This is a genomic window from Pseudomonas sp. GW821-FHT03C07 (assembly GCF_059420925.1).
The window spans coordinates 37,381-59,417 of the sequence record NZ_JBWKUQ010000018.1 but is presented as its reverse complement, the minus strand read 5'-3'; the positions used below and the strand labels follow the sequence as shown (position 1 = coordinate 59,417).

General features: G+C 56.2%; 11 protein-coding genes. 4 read left to right on the top strand and 7 right to left on the bottom strand.

The annotated features are described in order from the left end of the window. Positions 1-182: 182 nt before the first annotated feature. The 3 genes from speA (at position 183) to AC07VG_RS26465 (ending at position 4,482) form a co-directional block, all read left to right on the top strand. Positions 183-2,096, top strand: a complete 1,914-nt coding sequence (gene speA, locus AC07VG_RS26475; protein WP_495003566.1) for an arginine decarboxylase — start codon at positions 183-185, stop codon at positions 2,094-2,096. A 245-nt stretch (positions 2,097-2,341) separates the two neighbouring features. After that, a complete protein-coding gene (locus AC07VG_RS26470) occupies positions 2,342-3,697 on the top strand; it encodes a contractile injection system protein, VgrG/Pvc8 family (RefSeq protein ID WP_495022179.1) in 1,356 nt (451 codons plus the stop codon). Further along, entirely contained in the window at positions 3,694-4,482 is a 789-nt protein-coding gene (locus AC07VG_RS26465; protein WP_495022178.1) for a DUF4123 domain-containing protein, read from the top strand. The genes AC07VG_RS26470 and AC07VG_RS26465 overlap by 4 nt, the downstream gene beginning before the upstream one ends. A 111-nt stretch (positions 4,483-4,593) precedes the next feature. On the opposite strand, the gene AC07VG_RS26460 is transcribed toward AC07VG_RS26465, so the two are convergent. The 4 genes from AC07VG_RS26460 to AC07VG_RS26445 form a co-directional block, all read right to left on the bottom strand. Next, complete coding sequence (locus AC07VG_RS26460) at positions 4,594-5,466, bottom strand: hypothetical protein (protein WP_495022177.1); 873 nt, start codon at positions 5,464-5,466, stop codon at positions 4,594-4,596. 98 nt (positions 5,467-5,564) lie between these two features. Further along, positions 5,565-6,440: a hypothetical protein gene (locus tag AC07VG_RS26455; protein ID WP_495022176.1), complete on the bottom strand. Its 876-nt coding sequence runs from the start codon at positions 6,438-6,440 to the stop codon at positions 5,565-5,567. Positions 6,441-6,517: 77 nt separating this feature from the next. Then, entirely contained in the window at positions 6,518-7,762 is a 1,245-nt protein-coding gene (locus AC07VG_RS26450) for an AAA family ATPase (protein WP_495022175.1), read from the bottom strand. Continuing rightward, a complete protein-coding gene (locus AC07VG_RS26445; protein ID WP_495022174.1) occupies positions 7,762-8,406 on the bottom strand; it encodes a hypothetical protein in 645 nt (214 codons plus the stop codon). The genes AC07VG_RS26450 and AC07VG_RS26445 overlap by 1 nt, the downstream gene beginning before the upstream one ends. 317 nt (positions 8,407-8,723) lie before the next feature. On the opposite strand from AC07VG_RS26445, the gene AC07VG_RS26440 reads away from it, so the two are divergent. After that, on the top strand, positions 8,724-9,101 hold the full coding sequence (locus AC07VG_RS26440; RefSeq protein WP_495022173.1) for a Rap1a/Tai family immunity protein: 378 nt from the start codon (positions 8,724-8,726) through the stop codon (positions 9,099-9,101). A gap of 144 nt (positions 9,102-9,245) precedes the next feature. Here the strand turns inward: AC07VG_RS26440 and AC07VG_RS26435 are convergent, their stop codons facing one another. The 3 genes from AC07VG_RS26435 to AC07VG_RS26425 all read right to left on the bottom strand — a co-directional run bounded on the left by AC07VG_RS26435 (position 9,246) and on the right by AC07VG_RS26425 (position 22,024). Then, positions 9,246-10,571: a TolC family protein gene (locus AC07VG_RS26435; protein WP_495022172.1), complete on the bottom strand. Its 1,326-nt coding sequence runs from the start codon at positions 10,569-10,571 to the stop codon at positions 9,246-9,248. Positions 10,572-10,738: 167 nt separating this feature from the next. Further along, positions 10,739-11,566, bottom strand: coding sequence for a sulfotransferase family protein (locus tag AC07VG_RS26430; protein ID WP_495022171.1), 828 nt, complete (start codon positions 11,564-11,566; stop codon positions 10,739-10,741). A 135-nt stretch (positions 11,567-11,701) separates the two neighbouring features. Continuing rightward, entirely contained in the window at positions 11,702-22,024 is a 10,323-nt protein-coding gene (locus AC07VG_RS26425) for a matrixin family metalloprotease (RefSeq protein ID WP_495022170.1), read from the bottom strand. Positions 22,025-22,037 lie beyond the last annotated feature (13 nt).

Here is a 22,037-nt window from a genome sequence, read left to right as displayed (position 1 = left end):
GAACGAGGCCGGGCTGTCGTCCCCATGGTTTTCACAGAGCCTGTTCCCGAACAGTTTCTAAACTCGGTGCTGGATTCAAGGTCTTAGTCCCTTGTATGCAGGCGAATCGTCATTTTCATTCTTTAGACTGCGCGCAGCCTGGACCCAGGCGGCGCTATTTGACTTCTTTATAGGGGACTTCGATGTCCGTACGACGCACACGCAAAGACGATGGCAGCCAATGGACAGTTGCGGACAGCCGCAGTGTTTATGGGATTCGCCATTGGGGGGCCGGGTATTTCGCGATCAATGACGCCGGTCGCGTCGAGGTTCGTCCGAACGGTCCGAGCAGTTCGTCCATCGACCTCTTCGAGCAGGTCGAGGAACTGCGCAAGAGCGGTTTGTCCTTGCCGTTGCTGGTGCGCTTCCCGGATATCCTGCAGGACCGCGTTCGCCAACTGACCGGGGCCTTTGACGCCAACATCGAACGTCTGGAATACCAGAGCAAGTACACCGCGTTGTACCCGATCAAGGTCAACCAGCAGGAAGCGGTGATCGAGAACATCATCGCCACCCAGAACGTTTCCATCGGCCTGGAAGCCGGCTCCAAGCCGGAGTTGCTGGCGGTGCTGGCCCTGGCGCCGAAGGGCGGCACCATTGTCTGCAACGGCTACAAGGACCGCGAGTTCATTCGCCTGGCGCTGATGGGCCAGAAACTCGGTCACACGGTCTTTATCGTGATCGAGAAAGAATCCGAGGTTGAACTGGTGATCGAAGAGGCCGCGGCCCTCAAGGTCAAGCCACGGATCGGCCTGCGGGTGCGCCTGTCGTCCCTGGCCTCGAGCAAGTGGGCCGATACCGGCGGCGAGAAGTCCAAGTTCGGTCTCTCGGCGGCGCAGTTGCTGTCGGTGGTCGAGCGTTTCCGCGATGCCGGCCTGGACCAGGGCATTCGCCTGCTGCACTTCCATATGGGCTCGCAGATCGCCAACCTGGCGGACTACCAGTACGGTTTCAAGGAAGCGATCCGCTATTACGGCGAACTGCGCAACCTCGGCCTGCCGGTGGACCACATCGATGTCGGCGGCGGCCTTGGGGTGGACTACGATGGTACCCACTCGCGCAACGCCAGCTCGATCAACTACGACATGGATGACTACGCCGGTGTCGTGGTCGGCATGCTCAAGGAATTCTGCGATGCGCAGAACCTGCCGCATCCGAACATCTTCTCCGAGAGCGGCCGCTCACTGACCGCTCACCACGCGATGCTGGTGGTGCAGGTGACCGACGTCGAGAAACACAACGACGACGTGCCGCGCATCGAGAACCCCGAGAACCTGCCGGAAACCGTGCAGTGGCTGGTGGAGCTGTTGGGGCCGACCGATATCGAGATGGTCACCGAAACCTACTGGCGGGCCACGCACTATATGAGCGACGTGGCCACCCAGTACGCCGACGGCAAGCTGACCCTGGCCGAGAAAGCCCTGGCCGAGCAATGCTATTTCGCCGTGTGCCGGCGTCTGCACAACTCGTTGAAGGCGCGCCAGCGTTCGCACCGCCAGGTGCTCGACGAACTCAACGACAAGCTGGCCGACAAGTACATCTGCAACTTCTCGGTGTTCCAGAGCCTGCCGGACACCTGGGCCATCGGCCAGGTCCTGCCGATCCTGCCGCTGCACCGTCTCGACGAAGAGCCGCTGCGCCGTGCCGTGCTGCAGGACCTGACCTGTGACTCCGACGGCAAAATCAAGCAATACGTCGACGAGCAGAGCATCGAAACCAGCCTGCCGGTGCACGGCCTGAACGACGGCGAGGACTACCTGCTGGGGATCTTCCTGGTGGGCGCCTACCAGGAAATTCTCGGTGACATGCACAACCTGTTCGGCGATACCGATTCGGTGAACATCTACCAGAACCCGGATGGCAGTGTTTACCACGCCGGTATCGAAACCCACGACACCATCGAGGACATGTTGCGTTACGTGCACTTGTCGCCGGAAGAGCTGATGACCCACTACCGCGACAAAGTCGCCAGCGCGAACATCAGCGTCAAAGAGCGTACCCAGTACCTGGATGCCCTGCGCCTGGGGCTGACCCGCTCCTCGTACCTGTCCTCATAAGGCCGCGCCAATAGTTCCTAGGAAATGGCCTTGTTTGAGTTTGGTTTTTTCCTGTGATCTTGTAGGCATTGTCTGTTTGTTAAAAACCCACCCTTCGCGGTGGGTTTTTTATGCCTTGAAGTCAAGATGATGGCTTCCTCTGTTCCGTGTTTGGTGTAGGTCTTTTCTCTAACACTACTTCAGCCCTCCATTCGGCCTTGTCTCTCGGCGAGAATCCCTGTCGGTGCCACGTATGAGGAAAGCCAATGTTCGATCCAGTCAACGAGCCGTTTTTTCGGCTGGATGTAGCGGGCTTGTCCCATCCCCTGATCGTCACCGCCTTTACCGGTACGGAGGCGATCGACGAGTTGTTTGCCTTTGAACTGGATGTCCTGGATGAGGAAGGCGAACTGGATCTGGGGGGCTTGATGTACCGCAGTTGCTACCTGGCGCTGGGGGCCGGGAACGGCGGTTTTCACGCGCAGATACAGGGCGTCAATCTGACGCTGCAGGGCTTGGCGCGGGGCCATTGCCGCCTGTCCCTGGGGCCGCGCCTGGGTTGCCTGGGGCAACGGGTGACCCGGCGCCTGTTCCAGCACTGCTCGGTCCCGGCGATCATTGCGCGAGTCCTCGAGGAACACGGCCTGGGTGACGACGCGGTGCGTTTCTCGCTCAAGGGCCACTATGCCCGACGTGCGTATTGCGTGCAGTACGAGGAGTCGAGTCTGGCGTTTGTGCAGCGGCTTTGTGCACAGGAGGGGATCCATTTCCACTTCCAGCACAGCCGGGATGCGCACTGGCTGGTCTTTGCCGATCATCAGGGGGCGTTTCGCCGGGCTCATCGGGCGCGCTTCGCCCATGAGACGGGCCCTGGGGTGCTCGATCTTTGCGTCACGCTGACTGAAAACACTCGCCGGCGCGGCGGTTGCGGGCCGCAGGTGGCGGAGGGCGAAAGCGATCTGTTCGGCCTGGCCAGCGGCACGTACCTGCCCGTTTCGGGTCATCCTTGTGCGGCCTGGAACCGTTTGTGGTTGGTCACCCGGCTTCGCCATCGTGGTGACAGCCTGCCCGGCGGGCCTGCTGACCCCGGACCGCAGGTGCGCTACAGCAACACCTTTGCGGCGACGTCCTGGGAGGTGGCCTTTCGTTCCCGAAGGCGCTGGCCGAGTCCGCTGTTGTCGGGCCTGTTCCGCGCGCAAGTAGTTGATACCGACGAACGGGGGAGCTTTCGCGATGCCCTGGGGCGAGTGGCGGTGCGGATCGACATTTTTTCCCAGGGCGGTGCGGCGTCACAGGTACCCTGCTGGCTGCCGCTGGCCTGCTCGCTGCGGCATGAGTGTGAGGCAACCGGCTTGGCACTGACGGTGGGCAGCGTGGTGTGGGTACGGTTCCTGGGTGGGGATCCGCAGGCGCCGCGGATTGTTCTGCGCGACCATGCCCGGTTGCCGACGCGGCTGCCCACGAGCGCCGCATGTCTGCACCGGGACCTGATCCGCGAGTCTCTGCAGGGCGGTTATCCGCTGGTGCTGCTGTGTGGGCAGCCCATGGGCGACACGGAGCGTCACTGCGTGGTGCAGGATTGTGCCTGCCGGGGTGCGTTCCCGCGAAGGGGGACGCCGTGAGGACGGCGGACGAGGCCAGCCAGTGGTTGTTGCTGGATGTCCCGGGTGCGCCGGGGCTGGTCGAGGTCCTGCAGGAGCGTTACCCGCACTACCTGGCTTACAACCTGTTCGAAGGCACGCCGTTTCAAGGTCTGGGTGAAGTCGCTCCGCGTCTGTTGCAACTGGCCGAGGATTGCCCGTTGAGCCGCTTCAGCCAGGCCAATCCGAGTCTCTGCCCCGGCTTGTTCCTGCACACTCGGGCGTCGGTGCCGGTGTTGCTGGCCCATTTGCGGCAGATCCTGGTGGTGGGCTTCGACGATCAGCATCGGGGTTTGCTCAGCTACTACAACCCACAAACCGCCAGTTATTTCTTCGATTCGTCGGACCCGCGCGAACTGAGCGGCTGGCTTGGCCCCATCCACTGTCTGTACTGGCATGGTGGGACCTGGGCGGACCGGGCTATTGGCAGTGTCGGCTGGCAGCAGTTGTTCAACCCCGGACTCGACATTCCCGCCCTCGGCGCGCCGCCGGTCTTGAGCAGTCGCCAGCAGCGGCGCTTGCAGAGCTGTCTGCTGGAGCGCCACGCCTATCAGTGGAGCCGCTGCAGCGGGCATGAATACGAGCGGACCTGGTGCCATGTGCAGGAGGGCATTGCCGAGGGTTTTCGCGAGTACGGCCTGCTCGATGGCTGGCTGCATCTGCGCGCGGAGTATCCCGCGGCGCCTATTCCCACGGGGCTGCCGGGAGACTCCCCGGTCGAGCGTCTGGAAAGTCTGCGCCGTACCTGGAGTGCAGGTCAGGGTTGATCGTTACTTGGCTGATCATGGAACGACAAGTGTGCGCGCCATTGCCTTAAAGAAGGTCTGAAAGTAACAAAGCATCGGTTGACAACCGATGGAATTCAGAGCGCACTTGGCTCAGTTCATCTGTTTGGGGGCGGGTGGCAGCAACTGGTCGGCTTGATTCTGGAGTGCGACCCCTAATTTTTTTGCCCCCTCTCTTGGGAAAAAATAAGGTAGCCATCCAAAACGGGGGTCTCTTATGTGGACGATGGAGCCGCCCATCATGACTTCGGAGTGTGTTGCCCAATTTGCTTTAAAAGCGTTAACCCTTCCACCTCCTTTGAATTCCTGCGGTACTACCGGCGTCATTTTTTGACGAATGGAGCCGATGTTGTGCGCCAAAGCCTCAACTTCGGAGACGGTTAATCTCACCTCCACGGGGGGATTCGTTTGAAGCGTGATAGTTGCAATTTTTTGATCGTCATCAAGTTTCCAATCTAGGGGTAGCCCGTTTTTCTTCTCAGGTGCGCTGATCTGCTCGATCTTTTGTGCTTGCTTCGCTCTGAAGGAATTTGCGGCGGTAAAATCGACGTGAGTCACAAAGTTGACTTTAAAATCCGGCACAAGGATGGAATCATCCTTAATATCATGAGGGACACACAGGGCGAATATGCCTTCCTTCACCGCTTCTTTAACGGAGTTAAACCTTTCTGGAGAGAGGGGGTACGAGGGTCGATGTTGAGATTGATCAATTCCGCGTTGGATGGAACGCTCAAGCACATCTATCGCAACACACACTGGCCAGTTTGCTTTTTTGCCATCTCTTATAAAATCTCGTCTCTCCTCGTGAGAAATAACCCAAAAATAAAAAGTAAGATCTGGGCTCGCGTATTTATACGTAAGCACAGAAGGACTTGTGTCACTCCAAAGGCCATGAGGCCCGCATATGGATACATTCCGATCTTTATCTAGGGCAGTTCTTGTTTCTCGGTCGTTAACAAAGGGCATCGTCAGATTCCTAACTGATCAACGGGGCGGTCAGCCAACGCAACTGATGGGGGCCGCGCCCATCAACCCGGCAAGTTAAAATTAAGGCCTGCATCGCCTTAGTGCACCTGAGCTGCCATGAACGCTGCTTTAACGCGCGGCCACATGGCCGTTCCCCAAACCTTTAGTTTTTCTTCGAAGGCTAGTTTCTCGGGGAAGCGTCCGATATTACCCGGAGCCCAGTCAGACTCCACAAATGTCGGCACTTCGCTAGATGTAATGCCTTCAACTTCAGGGTTGAACTGATAGGTTATATAGAGAAATCCCCATTTCTTAATCAATAAGAAATTTATTGAGGGCATATCTTTCGGATAGCTTACGCTTTTGGTGTCGAGGCCTCTGGCTGCTGCGCGGACAAGGGGGTTAACCGGAGCGGCGCTATCTGCCCAACGATGCATGTCAGTAGCAAAATACCTGAAGACATCCCAGCAAGAGGGAAAAGCGTTATCGAACGGATCATCCTTATACATATAAACCGCATCGGTTTTATTACATCCCGGAAATATTTTAATCGGTGACGCTGCCGTAATTAACTGGTTCGTATCCTTGATGGCATAGATAATCACACCGCCAATAAGTCGGTTATGGTCGATTTTCCCCAAATAATACTGCACGCCTGACATGGGGGGCGATGACGAATTTATCCGTCCATACGCCAGCATCCTCCATTCTCCGTCAGGCAGTGGCACGTTGAAACCAGACGTCAGAATTGAGTCTCTATATACACGCTCAGTCATCGTTTCGCCCGAGTCCGTCGGATTCTTTTCTGCCGCCGGCATTGGGGCTACGGCAGGAGAGGGCTTAGGCGTATTGTTTTCGTTATGCGACGTGGATTGCGATGTGTAGGTCGCTTGATCGAACTTGCCTGGAGCGGATACATCAGGTTGTGCGGGCGGGAAAAGAAGGAACAGCATTGTAAGCAACAGTGCGGACATCAGCGAGAAGCGCCAGAAAGGCGCGCGCCTCCATAAAGTCCTTCCGGCACGGAAAAGTGATGTTGTTCCAGATGTCGTCATTGTTCAGGCTTAGCCACGATGCTGTCGTTAAGAGAAACGAGGGATACCTTTGCGTAGCCTTTCTGCTTGGCTTCAATAAGGGTGTCGGCGATCATTTCCTCTGCTGAGCGAACCAAATCCCGCGAAGACGCGCCTATTCCCAGTTTTTTCTGACGACGCATCATATCAAGCAATATTTCGGGGTCGATGCCTCCCTCGGCAACGCCCAATCCATAACTTTGGATCATCGCCTCGATTTCAAGTGCGGTAACGCGGGCGACATCCAACCCCGACAGCGATTTGAACACCAGTATCCGATCAATGCGGTTCAAGACTTCGGGCGCAAACCCTGCTTCGCGCAAGGCATTTGTCGAGGTACGGCGCAACTCGTCGGCGTCGTTGGCGTAGGTGAGGCTTAAGGTTTGCAACACATCGGTCGCCGCGTTCGTGGTCAAAACGAAAATGGCATTAGTTGTCGAAATTTGTTTCCCATCTGATGCTTCTGTAACAAATCCGTCATTCCACGCGGTCAGGAAGTTTTTATGCACTTCCGGATGCGCCTTTTCAAACTCATCGAGCAACACAACGGCATCAGGTGTATCTCGCATCGCGCCCGTAAGTTTGCCGTAGGTATCGGAGCCGACATATCCCTTGGCTGAACCGAATAATTGGGTCGCGCCGTGGCCACTGCTGGAAAACTGGGTCATGTCGAGATGGAGGAGTTTGCGCTCAAGCTCGAAAGCCAGCCGTTTTGCCAGATAGGTTTTCCCCGTCCCCGGAGGCCCCGCAAGCGCAAAGACGCCGACAGGTTTTCCGCGCTGTTTCAGCGCCAAACGCCGCCTGATTTGCGCCGCGATGTCGTCGCAAACAGCATCTTGGCCAATAATTTTGCTTTTGAGCGCCGAGGCCAGCTTTTCCACGTCAATGAACACGGCTTCAGGTTCTTTGGTTATCTTGTCTTCCAGAACTTGGCGGTTCGTTAAGCGATCTAATATATCCATTATTCCCCCTTTATTACCAAAGCCGGTGTTTCCTTGACGCTCATGAAGAAGGCCAAGGAAGGTAATTGACCAAAAGGCTGAAGCCAGCGCGAGAATGCTCCACGCGTGCAGATGTAGAAAGGCTGTCGATCCTTGAAGATAACCGCGTGTCGCGTCACTGGTCGGGCCGTGTTGAAACCAGAATTGGAGAATAGAAACTGCCGCCATTGCGATAAAAGCTACGGGCATCAATTTTGTCGCTGTAGAAGTAAACCAGCGCATTACGGTGTAACCCTGACTTGTTTACTCAAAGTTTGGCCTTGATCAATATGTTGAACGACCCATTTTGCCTCGAGGGAACCGGGCGGCCAGCCAATGGTACCATATGAAATGGTCTGCCCGTTTTGAGCGAAAGAGCCTGTGATACTGATGTGTCCGTCAGCAGGAAGAGGAATGGAAAAAGTGATGGGATTTTTTGTCAACGTTACCATTCGTACATAGCCCTGGCTGTCTATGCGCACAACATCTCCGTTTTTCATCCCGGCTTCCCAAAGTGTTATGTGCGCGAGCCGGTTTTTTCTTGTCGTGGCAGTGGCTGCTTGTGGGCTTTCCTTCAGGTCGGATTCTAACGCTTGTTTATCGGCGGGAGAAAGTCGCATATCGTCGATGGCTGCGGCAACCTCTTGCTCCGGTACCACATATAATTGCAGGGCGGTCGGAGCATCGGGTGTCACAAGCTGCTCTTTGGGTGAATTCGCGCCTGGCAGGAAGGAAAGAGAAAATCCAGCATTGCCATAGAAACTCTCTCCCACCAAAATGATGCCAAGAAGAGTTCCGGTCGCCAACAATGACTTTACCAGCAGGAAAGAAGGCGAAGCCCGCTTTGCTTCGGTAGGGAGCTTGGCTTGCTGGGAGGCGGGGATCATCAGGATGTTACCTTTGGCCGCGGATAAAGGATTTTACAGTCGCCGGTATTGAATTGCCATCGTTATATTATTTTTATCGCGAGGATATTCACTCCATGATCACCACTTCCTTTCGTTAGGTCGGTCTTCCAACCGCTATTGTTCAGCCTATATTGTCTGGCAGCTGTCGGACATGTACCTGAAGCAGAGTCACGAAAAGACAGCGGAAATGGTTTGCCGGTACGGGGACCATACAAACTAGGACAGACACAAAAGTATAGTGGCAACCCACTAACAGCTTGGTGTAAACTGGACCCTCCCTCATAAGAAATTGAATCATGAAAGCATGGATGGTTGCGGCTATATTGGCTGGGACAATCGCGAACGGAAACGCGATGGCTGACGGGAAGCGACTCTTGGAGTATTGCCAAACAGAGGTCCGTCTCGCTGACAGCAAAGGTGTTGGCGTAACCAAAAGTGACTACTTCAATATGGGATATTGCTTTGGGGTGCTTGACGGCGTGACCTCTCTGGGCAAGATCACCAACGCAGCCTCCCCCAAGCAGACTCAAACGTGCATGCCATCTCCAGCGGTGAACAGGGATCAGGTGGTAAGAGTTCTTGTGAAGTTCATGACAGACAATCCTGAGAAGCTGAGCCTCAATGAAGGTGTCATTACAGTTATGGCACTACAACATGCCTACCCCTGTAAGTGATTGACCATTCTTTGAGGCTCGATGCGACGCCGTCCGAGCAGACTCGTAATTATCGAAATTAACCATGCACCAGCAAAAAAATAAGCATGGAGACGGCCGCATCCGCATAGCTTCTTAGTCGTATGGTTTTCTAGGTCCTCGGCTTCATGGCGCCGGATACAGGCTCCTCAAATCCAGGCTGCCCAAGCTCGATGCCAGTTGGATTCGTGCGTTCTGCCACCCCGCCAAAGCGCTGATCTGTTGCTGCTGGGCGTTGGCTAATGCCGTCTGGGTCGTGATCAACTCAAGGATGCCCGTCACCCCTTTGGTGTAGCGCGCCTGCGCCGCATCGAAGGCCTGGTTGGCACTGTCGAGAATCTCCTGGCTGGTCCGCACATTTTCAGTGCCGACTTTCAAGGTCTGATAGTCCGACCAGACACTGGACGCCACTTGCAGCTCGGCATCGCTCAAGGCGGCTTCCTTGCCTTCGACTTGTGCCTGCGCACCACGCACCTGATAGGTCCGGGTAAAGCCCTCGAAGAGCGGTATGTTGACCTGAATCGCCATGGAGCGATCCCGGACGGTCTCGCCTAAAAACTGCTGACCGACACCGGAACTCTGTGGTTGATTGTCGTAGCTGTATTTGCCGACAAAGCTGATGGTGGGCCGTCCCTGCGCACTGATCATGTCTTCATTCGCCTGCGCCGCCGCCAGTTCCGCACGTGCCGCAATCAACGAGGGATGCCGCTGCTGGGCGGTTTTCAGCAACTCGTCGATGGACTGCTCAAACGCCGTGCCAGGCGGAGCCACATCATCCGCCCCTAGCAGACGCAAGGGCAGATTGGGCCGTCGTCCCATATCGATAGCCACCTGCCCCAACGCGGTCTTCCAGTCGCCCTCCGCCTTGTTGCGGTTGAAGGTAGCCTGGAAATAAGACGTCTGGGCCTGTAGCTGATCGCTGACCGCCGCCACGCCATGGCGCACCCGGAGCGTGGCCGCGTCCAATACGTGTTTCGCATCGGCTTCGATCTGTTGCGTGGCTTGCCTGTCCTTCTGCGCAACGAGGGCGGCATAGTAGTCCTTGACCGTGCTGGCAAAGACCGTCTCCAAGGCACTGTCTTGCCCGGCCAACGCGGATGCGAGCTTGCTCTGGGCAGCATCAAGGCTCGCCGAGCGGGCGCCGAAGTCGTAGAGCACCCAATTCAAGGTCAGCGCGGCATTCTGGTAACGACTATCGGACTGGACGACAAAGGGATTGGCCGAGGTGCCATGACTGGTCGTACTGTCCTTCGCCTCTTGCAATGTACCGTTCAAGGTGGGCAGGTAAGCCGCCTTGGCGACACCGACCTGGGCGGTTTGGACCTTGACATTGGCCCAGGCTTCCCGGGTCTTGGGGTTGTGGCACAAGGCACTGGAGACGATGTCCAGCAGGCTCAGATCCACCTTCGAGTTGTCCACGCAACCGTCTGCCGCCGGCGCCGAATCGAACATGTGATTGGCTGCAGTGGCTGGGACGCTATCAAATTGACGCAGTGGATCGGCAGGGCCGAACCCACTGGCAAACGCCGAGCCCGTTCCGATAAGAAAAGTGATGCACGCGCCCAGATTGAACGACAGCGCTTTACGAATTTTCAGCATGCTTTCTGAACCCATCACGCTCACAGAATCGTCACACCATGCGTGTTGAGTTCGGCATTGTTCCAAAAGCCGGTCGTTGAATATCGAGCAAAGATGTCCGGCGGGATGCAGAGTTTACGGGCCTGGAATTCGACATTTTTGCGTACGGCATGTAAGCCGGGCATGCCCAGGTGGGCATCATAATCCGGCTCGTCATACACCACGTTTTGCATGTCGTGCTCAAACAAGGGTTCGCCCAGTTCGGCATATAACCGAGCCAAGGTACGCTGTGGTTCTTTGACCAGATGATCGTAAGGCACCAGGATCAAGCGTTTCGCCTGCTCGCCAAACCAGGCTTCGCGCAGCGTGCTCCAGGCCAATCCAATCAGGCCGGTGTCCGAATTCATCAGGATTTCCGCCCGGGCATAGACCGAAGCTCCCGGCTGAAAGTTGAACATGCGCGACAGCTGCAAAGGGTTCTTGGCGAGCATTCGCTCTACGCTGTCGATGATCCAGCCGACGTCGCGGACACAACAGATGATGCGTGACTGGGGATACATCGCTCCCCATAACGCTGCTCGCCCCGTCCATGTACGGTTGGTATCGAACACCACCGGGTTGTCGGGCAAGGTGCGGGTTTTATCGGCGTAGTAGGACTCGACGACCGCGCGCAGGATCGTTGCACGCTTGCTGTCATCAAAAAAACCACCGAACTCGCCACCGCACATTTTCTTATGCACGGAGCCGACCAACACGGCAACCGGGCTGGTCATCGCCGCCGAAAATCGTGGGTTCTGGCGCAACAGCGCCGACAACAGTGTCGACCCCGAGCGCGGCAAACCGGATATCGCATGAAATTGAGTAGCCAAGGAGTCTCCCTAGGCGCTTGCGGCCTTCAAGTGTCACAAGCTGCAAGCGTCGTATGCTGATAAGCGAAGCTCTTGGCTGCTACTCGCAGCCAGGAGCCTCTATCGCTTTGATGGAAATGATGTGGATTGGCGCAATCAGGCTGCGTGTGAGGAAGCGCTCAAGGTCACGTTGTCGTTCGCCAAGGCAGGCGGCAGCAAGGTGGTATCGGCAACCCCGGCATCCGCATTGAAGGTGGACATGGCCTGAATCAACTGGTTTATGCCAGTGCTGCCGACTGACGCGCTGCTTGCTCCGGCGCCATAGAGCGAGCCGATACCGATCAGGTCCGTACGATCCAGCGTTCGGTTGTTGGCTGTAAGCTGGTAGTTCATCACCGAGTTTTGATCGGCGTTGTTTCCCAGCCCCAACACATGACCGATCTCATGCAGCAGCACTTGGGACAGCGTGGCATCGGTGCCGGCGTAGGTCTGTTGCCCATCGGCTCCTGTTGTCAGCTCGTTCTCTGTTGGATCTTCCACCCGGATGATGGCGTTGGGCGCTATCTGGCCGTCATCGGCCTGGTAGCTGGTGTAGCCAACAACACCCGTAGTCGCTGTATTGAAATCACCAAAACCGACGCGGATATCCGATTGTGCGGAGTCGGAAACTTCTTCGAAGGTCACTCCCGATGCGGCGCTGGCCCAAGTGCTGAAGGCCGCTTGTACGACAGACTCCTCGGCGCTGCCCATGTAGCCAGAGAAGGGGGCAGCCTGCGTTCCCGAGCTATCTGCAAGGCTCCAGGTGACGACCTGTTGGTCGAACTTGGCACCATCGAACACAGCCGATCCACTGCCGCTAGTCGGTACAGCGGTCGACATGTCGATGGATTGTTGTAATCCTTTTTCCGCAGCGTTTGCGGCTGCCTGATGACCCTGGCTCAAATCGTACTGGGCGATGGAACCGATGTTGCTGCCGGTCGTGGACAATGTTGTGGCTTTACTACCAGCGAAGCCGTAGTAGCCTCCATAATAACCTCCTGGATCACCACCTCCATAATAACCTCCCGGATCGCCACCTCCATAATAACCTCCCCCAGAGATATCCCCACCGCTGTTGATATCATAGGTATCTCCGCCAGTGACGCCTAGTCCGTTCAGCGTATCACCGCTGCCGTTAGCGGTTACCCCAGAGTCGACCCCCATATTGAAGGCGTCATTGTTGCCTGATGCACTGATGTAAGTATTCGCCAAAGTATCAATCGTATCGCCCGAACCACTCACCGAGTAAGTGCCTCCGAGCAACCCGAGGTAATCACCCGTTCCCCCCAGGGCGACGCTATCGTTGCCACCGGATAGGTTAACGCTCGTGCCGCCCGAAGTGCTGATCGAATCGCCCGTGCCACTCACCGAGTAAGTGCCTCCGAGAAGCCCGAGGTAATCACCCGTCCCCCCTAGGGTTACGCTATCGTTGCCACCCGATAGGCTAAGGCTCGCGCCGGAGCCGACGACGATGCTGTCATTCGTAGCCGAGAAGCTGGCACTTCCGTTCACGTTGATGCTGTCACCACTGCCGACGATGCTGTCTCCAGAGTCGCCTGCACTCATATCGATAACGTCGCCTTTCGCATCGATGAGATCGTTACTTCCCACCATCGTGGTCACGCCCGCGGATTGACCCGCAGCCAAATTGCCGCCCACATTGACGGTATCGCCAGAACCAACGATGACATCGTTCGCATTGGTCTCGACCGTCATGCCGGTACCGCTGGTGGTCAGGGTGTCGTTGCCACCGAGGTACAGCAGATCGTTCTTGCCCTGGACCGTGTCGTTGCCCTGCACCGCGACTGTGCTGCCCGTCGCATCGATAAGATCGTTACTTCCCACCAGCGTGGTAACGCCTGCGGATTGACCCGCGGCCAAATTACCGCCCACATTGACGGTATCGCCAGAACCGACGATGACGTCGTTCGCATTGGTTTCAACTGTCATGCCGGAACCGCTGGTGGTCAGGGTGTTGTTGCCACCGAGGTACAGCAGATCGTTCGCGCCCTGGACCGTGTCGTTGCCCTGCACCGAGACTGTGCTGCCCGTCGCATCGATAAGATCGTTACTTCCCACCATCGTGGTAACGCCTGCGGATTGACCCGCCGCCAAATTGCCACCCACATTGACGGTATCGCCAGAGCCAACAACGACATCATTCGCATTGGTTTCAACTGTCATGCCGGCACCGCCGGTGGTCAGGGTGTCGTTGCCACCGAGGTACAGCAGATCGTTCGCGCCCTGGACCGTGTCGTTGCCCTGCACCGCGACCGTTCTACCCGTCGCATCGATAAGATCGTTACTTCCCACCATCGTGGTAACGCCTGCGGATTGACCCGCCGCCAAATTACCGCCCACATTGACGGTATCGCCAGAACCGACGATGACATCGTTCGCATTGGTTTCAACCGTCATGCCGGCGCCGCTGGTGGTCAGGGTTTCGTTGCCGGCAAGGTACAGCAGATCGTTCGTGCCCTGGACCGTATCGTTTCCTACCACCGATACCGTATTGCCAGTACCACCATCGACCTGGTCGTTGTTACCAACGACTGTAGTCGTGGTGTTATTCCCAAGCGAAACGGTGCTGCCGCTCGCGTAGATCACCTCACCCTGGTCGTTGCTCGCGATGCTTACTGTGCCACCAGCGCCCATTGTGACAATGTCGCTGTTGCTTGCGCCGTCGAGGGTCAGTGCGGTATTGGCCCCATCCGTGATGGTATCGCCTGAACCGGTGAGGGTGGCCTGACTGCCTGCGCCGACTACGAAAGTACTACTGCTGAGATCTGCCGTGACTGAGCCACTCTCAACATCCAGAGAACTGCCAGTGCCCAGCGTGATATTTTCGTCGGTACCCTGAGTCGTGACGACGTCGTCGATCCCGCCTACAAGGCTGTTGTCACTGCCGATGAACGAGATATTGTCATTGCCCACGGCATTGATAATGTCGTTGCTACCGTCGATGGTCACTTGGCTACCGGCGGCAACTGTGATCGTCGCACCACTGATATCAAGCGTGACACCTGTACCCGCTATATCAATCGTATCGCCGTGGGAACCACTCGCACTGCTGAAAATGTCATTGTTGCCGGTGGCGTTCACCGTAAGCCCTGTGCCATTCAGATTGATCGTGTCACCTGATGCGTTGACAGTATCGCCACTACTCTCAAGATTGACCGTCGCGCCGCTGCCACTGATGGTATCGCTACCGCCACTGAGCGTGACTTGACTGCCGGCGGCAGCGGTGAGCGCGCCGCTACTAAGCGTGACGGTGGCAGAGCCGCTTGCCACGTCCAGGGTGCTGCCAACCCCCAGCGTGACATTTTCTCCGCTGCCCTGAGTGGTGACGGTGTCGCCGGCCCCGCCTGTGACGCTGTCGTTGTTGCCGGTGGCATCCACCGACAGCCCTGTGCCACCCAGATTGATGGTGTCACCTGATGCGCTGACCGTGTCGCCACTATTCTCAATATTGACCGTCGCACCACTGCCGCTGATGGTATCGCTACCACCGTTGAGCGTGACTTGACTGCCAGCAGCAGCCATGACTGCACCGCTACTGAGTGTGGCGATGGCGGAGCCGCTTGCCACATCCAGGGTACTGCCAGTGCCCAGCGTGATAGTTTCTCCACTGCCCTTGGTGGTGACAGTGTCACCGATCCCGCCTGTGACACTGTCGTTGTTGCCGGTGGCCGTGACGGCCAGACCTGTGCCACCCAGATTGATCGTGTCGCCCGATGCACTGACTGTATCGCCACTACTCTCAAGATTGACCGTCGCACCGCTGCCACTGATCGTATCGCTGCCGCCGCTGAGCGTGATTTGACTGCCTGCGGCAGCAGTGACTGCACCGTCACTTAGCGTGGCGGTGGCGGAGCCGCCCGACACATCCAGAGAACCGCCAGTGCCCAGCGTGATATTTTCTCCCCGGCCTTGGATCGTAACCGTGTCGTCGATCCCGCCTGTGACGCTGTCGTTGTTACCGATGGCATTCACCGACAGCCCCGTGCCATTCAGATTGATCGTGTCACCTGATGAGCTGACCGTATCGCCACTATCCGCAATATTGACCGTCGCGCCGCTGCCGATGATCAGATCACTGCCGCCGCTGAGCGTAACTTGACTGCCAACGTAAGCACTGACCTCACCCTCGCTGAGCGTGGCGGTGGCGGAGCCGCTCACCAAAGCCAAAGAGCTGCCAGTCCCCAGCGTGATAGTTTCTCCGCTACCATGGCTGATGACGTCGTCGTCAATCCCACCTATAACGCTGTCGTTGTTGCCGGAGGCAATCATGATCAGCCCTGTGCCATTCAGATTGATCGTATCGCCTGATGCGCTGACTGTATCGCCACTATCCGCAATATCGACCGTCGCGCCGCTGCCGCTAATCAGATCGTTGCCGCCACTGAGCGTGACTTGACTGCCGACATCAGCAGTGACCATACCGCTGCTGAGCGTGACGGTGGCGGAACCACTTGCCACATCCAGAGTACTGCCAATGCCCAGCGTGATAGTTTCTCCGCTGCCTTGAGTGGTAACCCTGTCGTCGATCCCTCCTGTAAGGCTGTTGTCACTGCCGATAAACGAGATACTGTCATTTCCCGCAACATTGATAACGTTACTGTCGCCGGTGGCATTCAGCGCAAGCCCTGTGCCATTCAGATTGATCGTGTCACCTGATGCGCTGACCGTATCGCCACTACTCTCAAGATTGACTGTCGCACCGCTGCCACTGATCGTATCGCTGCCACCGCTGAGCGTGACTTCACTGCCGGCGGCAGCAGTGACTGCACCGCTACTGAGCGTGGCGGTGGCGGAGCCGCTTGCCACATCCAGGGTGCTGCCAGTCCCCAGCGTGATAGTTTCTCCACTGCCCTGGGTGGTGATCGTGTCACCGGTCCCGCCTGTGACACTGTCGTTGTTGCCGGTGGCCGTGACGGCCAGACCTGTGCCACCCAGATTGATCGTGTCGCCCGATGCACTGACTGTATCGCCACTACTCTCAAGATTGACCGTCGCACCGCTGCCACTGATCGTATCGCTGCCGCCGCTGAGCGTGACTTGACTGCCGACGGCAGCAGTGACCGCCCCGCCACTGAGGGTGGCGATGGTGAAGCCGCTTGCCACATCCAGGGTACTACCAGTGCCCAGCGTGACATATTCTCCGCTGCCCTGAGTGGTAACGCTGTCGCCGATCCCACCTGTGACGTAGTCGTTGTTACCGGAGGCCGTTACGACCAGCCCAGTACCCCCCAGATTGATCGTGTCATATGACGCGCTGACCGTATCGCCACTATTTTCAAGATTGACCGTCGCGTCGAAACCACTGATCGTATCGTTGCTGCCGTTGAGCGTGACTTGACTGCCAGAGGCAGCAGTGACCACGCCACCGCTGAGTGTGGCGATGGCAGAGCCGCTTGTCACATCCAGGGTGCTTCCAGTTCCCAGCGTGATATTTTCTCCGCTGCCCTGGGTGGTAACTGTGTCGCCGGTCCCGCCTGTGACGATGTCGTTGTTACCGGAGGCCGTTACGGCCAGCCCAGTACCCCCCAGATTGATCGTGTCATTTGATGCGCTGACCGTATCGCCACTACTCTCAAGATTGACCGTCGCGCCGCTACCGCTGATCGTATCGTTGCCACCGTTGAGCGTGACTTGAGTGCCGACGGAAGCCGTGACAGTACCGCTACTGAGCGTGGCGGTAGCAAAGCCGCTTGCCACATCCAGGATGCCGCCAGTGCCCAGCGTGATATTTTCTCCGCTGCCCTGGGTGGTAATCGTGTCGCCGACCCCACCTGTAACGCTGTTGTCACTGCCGGTAAGCGAGAGATTGTCATTTCCCGCAGCGTTGATAATGTTGCCGTCGCCCGTGGCATTTACTGTAAGCCCTGTGCCACTTAGAGTGATCGTGTCGCTCGACGCCGAAAACTTATCGCCAGTTCCGCTCACGTTGACGCTGTCGTTTACACCGACAATATTCACGCCGGTGTCATTCGCCCCCAGATTGACAGTACCGTTCGCGAGGTTCACCACTTCCCCCTGATCACCATTCTCGATGCTGACCGCGCCATTGCCCCCCATGGTGATGCTGTCGTTATTGCTGGTACTTGTTACAATCAACGAGGCATCATTACCAGCCGCGACCATGGTGCCTGACCCTGTGAGGGTGGCAACCACATCATTTCCTGTCGTGAGCTGATTGTCATCACCGGCCAGTGTCGTATTTGCGCCATCGGACAAGGTAACGATGCCATCGGTGGCATCAACGCTATTGTTCGTCCCAGCTACGCTAAGCTTTGCCCCGTCCCCGACGGCTGTTGCTGTATTGTCGTTACCGTTGATACTGGCGATATTGCCCGCGTGAAAGGTGAATTGGTTGCCATCACCATCAATCGCGACAGTAGAGTTGCCAACCACAAAATTATTGTCGCCCTGGACCGTCAGAGTTGTGCCCTTTTGGGTAGTAATGGTGGCTTCGCTCAGTTCCGCAGTTGCGATGCCGACCCCCAGTGTTACATTATCTCCAGTAGAGCCGACTACTTGTGTAATGATGTCGGCGTGAGCGGAGTTGGAGTCGGCATCAAAGAGGGTTGCATTGTTCGATAAGATAAACTGATTACTTTGTTGTGAATCCGAGGTGCCGTCAGGTGACTGGCTGCTTACAGTTCCACCATTACCCATCGTGATAACATTTCCGGTGCCAGCGACATTTAGCTGAGCACCTGCAGCCAGTGTGATCGAGGCATCATTGAAACCAACTAGCCCGCCGCTCCCCGCCACCAAGACACTCGTATCTTGCTCAGTCGCGTTATTATTGATAACGACTTGCTGCTGCTCTACGCCATTGCTATAAGTGGTATTCGTCTCCGTACTACTACCATTGGCAGCTCTTTGATCTAACTCGACGATACTTTGCTGTCCCGAAGGGGAATATGTGATCGATGTCGCATTAGCGCTTCCGTCTTGGTTTTCTTGGATGATGGCACTTTCTTTGAGAACACCACCTCCAGTTGTAACATCTTGCGTAATAGCTCCTGTGACGGGATCAATTGATTGCACAAGAGTAGTACCATCTAGACTTTGTGTAACCGCCTTTACGATTTCTCCCGATGTGTTACTGACATAGGTATTAATCGTACCGTCCGCGTTATTCAAAGTCTCTGTCGTTGCCCCATCCTCGGCAATGACAACCGTCACTTTGGAGCCGTCACTCAACGTATCCGTATTTGTCTGCCCACCTTGGGCGGCAATGGAGGGGTCAATGTCACCGTTCTGATTGATGCCGTAAATACTGTAACCGTCTGCGTTGTACCCATTTTGATCATAACCCGCAGCGTCATAGACAGTGGTATTGGCCTGATTTACGCCGAATGCTTCTTGCATCTGTGAGGCAGACATTCCTCCCAGTTGGCTCAGTTGCATCTGCCCCAGAACAGTTCCTGACAAGTCATTTGCCAATACAACGCTGGAACGCGCGTCCAACGTAGTAGATAGACCGTCCACGATGAATGCATCACCCAGCCCGATCTTCCCTTCGGTTGCCCACATAGAGGGTCCAACCGCTAAAGAGACATCGGTTGTCCCCGCCAAATTACTACCGCCGGACAAGTTAAGCAGATCACCTTGTGCTGAAAAATCGTAGCTCGTGTATTTGCTACTGTCACCGGTAATCGATAACCCAGCAATCCCAGGAGCATCGAAAGATACGTTAGTAATTTTGACATCCGAGGGAAGCAACGGCGTGCCCTCTGGATCGGTGGCGGTACTTAACAATGCGGCTTGCGCTTGAGACTCTGTGCCGCCCAGAGAATCGCCCGTTGTGTAGATAGCACTGATATCCACCCCAGACAAGCCCAGTTTAGTTTGTGCCGCAGCCAGTGCCGCCACGGCGTAATCATTCGCTACCTGTTGCGCGCCATTTGCCGTACCCAGAGCAATATCGGTAGCGGAAAGAATATCTTGTACATTATCGATAGCACCACGATCGGCAATGATGACCTCGCCGGTTTGAGTGTTGACATAGGTTTGGCCAGAAAAATCATATGCCCTCATATCTCTCGCGAGAGTGGTGCCAGTGGGAGCAGCATTGACAAGCGCCCATTGACTGCCCATGACGGGAGCGCCGGCTCCACCGTAAGTGGCTACAGCAGCAGTGGCAAGATCATTAAGTGTGGCGCTGGTGTCCAGAGTCGTAACGGTGTCGTCGACTCCGCCTGTAAGGTTATTGTCACTGCCGATGAACGAGATAGTGTCATTTCCCGCAGCATTGACAATGTTGTTACTACCGTCAATGGTCACTTGGCTACCGGCGGCGACCGTGATCGTCGCACCACTGATATCAAGCGTGCCCCCCGTGCCCGTCACATCAATTGTATCGCCGTGGGAGTTACTCGTACTGATGAAAGTGTCATTGCTGCCGGTGGCATTCACCGTAAGCCCTGTGCCATTCAGATTGATCGTATCGCTTGATGCGCTGACCGTATCGCCACTATCCGCAATATTGACCGTCGCGCCGCTGCCGCTGATCAGATCGCTGCTGCCGATGAGCGTGACTTGACTGCCGACGGCAGCAGTGACCGTACCGCCGCTGAGTGTGACCGTGGCGGAGCCGCTCGCCACATCCAGGGTGCTACCAGTGCCCAGCGTGATATTTTCTCCGCTGCCCTGGGTAGTGACGGTGTCGCCGGCCCCGCCGGTGACGCTGTCGTTGCTGCCGGAGGTATTTACCGACAGCCCTGTGCCGGTCAGATTGATTGTGTCGCTCGACGCCGAAAACGTATCGCCCGTGCCACTCACGTTGACGCTGTCGCTTGCGCCGACGATGTTCACGCCCGTGTCATTCGCCCCCAGATTGACAGTGCCGTTTGCGAGGTTCACCACTTCGCCCTGATCGCCATTCGCAATGCTGACTGCACCGTTAGCGCCCATAGTGATGCTGTCGTTGTTACTGGTGCCTGTCATCGTCACCGTGGCATCGGCCCCAACCGTGATCGTGTTACCCGACCCAGTGAGAGTGGCAATGTTGCTAGTGCCTACGAGGGTAGCGACCACATCGCTTCCCACCGAGAGCTGATTGTCATCGCCAGTCAGCGTTACGCTTGTACCATCGGCCAAAATAATGATGCCATTGGTGGCATCAACGCTATTGTTTTCCCCAGCCACACTGAGCTGTGCACCGTCTCCAATCGCTTTTGTTGTATTGTCGTTACCATTGATGCTGGCGATATCGCCTGCGTGCAACGTGAATTGATTGCCGTCGCCATCAATCGCAACGGTGCAGTTGCCATCCACGCAGTTGTTATTACCCACGACTGTCAGGGTGGTGCCATCTTTGGTGGTGATGGTGGCACCGTTGAGCTCCGTGGTAGCAACACCGCCGTCCAACGTAACATTCGCGCCTGTAGAACCGGGTGTTTGCGTAATAGTGTCGGCGACAGTTCTGCTGCCTTCGTCATCAATGAGAGTAGCGCCGCTCGACAGGGTGAATTGATTACCTTGTTGAGAACCCGAAGTGCCGTCAGGTGCCTGGGACACCAGACTTGCACCATTATCAATCGTGAAGGTATTTCCAGTGCCCGTGATATTTGCCTGAGCATTCGGGGTGAGGGTGACAGCAGTATCACTAATACCGACAACAGCGCCCTGATCAGAGATGTTGACATCAATAGTTGTGCCGTTCCACGAAGTCTCTGCTTCATTCAAAGTGGCTGCATTAACGGGGTTGTAGGTCACCGTATCAGATTGAGCATCCCCCGTATTTAGGTTGATTAATTCAGTTGTAGACTGGGCAATCGCGCCTGCAGCATTTTTTGTCGCAATTAATACTGAGTCGCCATCAGCGCCATAAGTATAAGTTGAAGTAGATAAAATGTTCCCGCTAGCATCACTTGTGGTCGAGGAAATCAAATTCCCACTATCGTCATAAGTATCCACTGACTGAGGATTGGCAGAAACTCCAGTATTTGACTGAGGTTGAAATGAAGTTAACGCACTTTGTACGGATTCTGCGTTCCAAGTGGGTAGAAGAAGGGTGCCAGGAATATGGATTGGCTCTTGAATTCCAATCGTGCTCAAAGCAGCCCAGGTAAAGTCAATGCAACTATTGGTTAAGATGTTGTAGTTTGGGTTTGATGGGTTTGAAGAAAATCCGTTCAAATAGCCTGGGGCGCCAGGCGTTCCGAAGTTTTCTAGAGTAGTATATTGTTCTGGGGTAATATTAACTGTATTCGATGAGTAGGTTAAATTGCCATATTTTGTGTTGTCGTCCGTACCGACAGCCCCTGGGCCATACATTGAATGCTCAACCACCGGGGAAAATCCAAAGCTGTGCTGTGTTCCGTCGCTATCAGTTAACACGTAGTACATATGTCCTACGAGAGAGCTACTGCCATCTGCTTCAGTCCCGCCGTGAGCGGTTACAACCGTCAAAGTTTGAGTTGCCATACCAAATCCCTTA